This window comes from Streptomyces termitum (genome assembly GCF_014650175.1).
Taxonomy (GTDB): Bacteria; Actinomycetota; Actinomycetes; order Streptomycetales; family Streptomycetaceae; genus Streptomyces; species Streptomyces termitum.
Map to the genome: position 1 here is coordinate 1 of NZ_BMUL01000047.1, position 829 is coordinate 829.

At 72.0% G+C, this 829-nt stretch carries 1 protein-coding gene; it reads left to right on the forward strand.

From position 1 onward, the window contains the following. The coding region (locus IE219_RS31360; RefSeq protein WP_189983725.1) for a PAS domain-containing protein at positions 1–829 on the forward strand (829 nt) is incomplete at both ends.

The window sequence follows — 829 nt, forward strand, 5'->3', positions numbered from 1 at the left end:
CCCGAGGCGCTGCTCGCCTCGCAGCCATACTCGACGCCCTGCCCGACGGGCTCGTGCTGGTGAACTGCAACGGCACCGTCGTCAACGCGAACACCATCGCGCTGGGCATGTTCGAGACCCCCGGCACCGCCCTGGTCGGCCGGGGCCTGCTCGACCTCCTGCCCGACTTCGACTCCCGCCTCATCCCCGGCTCCATGCGCCGCCCCGACCCCGCCGACCAACGCGGCCGCACCACCCCCACCCGCATGACCGCCCGCCGCACCGACGGCGACGAGTTCCCCGTCGAGGTCACCAGCGCCAGCCTCGAAGACGGCCGCGCCGCCTACGCCGCTTCGACCCCCACCGGCGCGTTCACCGGCGACGAACTCCTCATGCTCGTCGTCCGCGACCTCACCGGCACCCTCGACACCGAAGCCGAACTCGCCCGCTCCCAGCGCCAGACCGAAATGATCCTGCGCGCCGCCGCCGAAGGCGTCGTCGGCACCGACACCGACGGCCGCGTCGTCCTGGTCAACCCCGCCTTCGCCCAGATCCTCGGCTACCGCGCCGGCGAACTCGGCGGCGCGGAACTCCACCCCCTCATCCTCCCCAAACGCCCCGACGGCACCCCCTTCCCCTACGACGAATCCCCCCTCGCCGACACCCTCAGATCCGGACGCAAACACCGCGTCCGCGGCCAGGTCCTGTGGTCCAAAACCGGCGAACGCGTCCCCGTCGACCTCACCACCGCCCCCGTCCGCGACGGCGACCAGCTCGTCGGCGCCGTCATGACCTTCACCGACCGCCGCCCCCACGAACAACTCGTCGAGAAACACACCACCGAACTCGC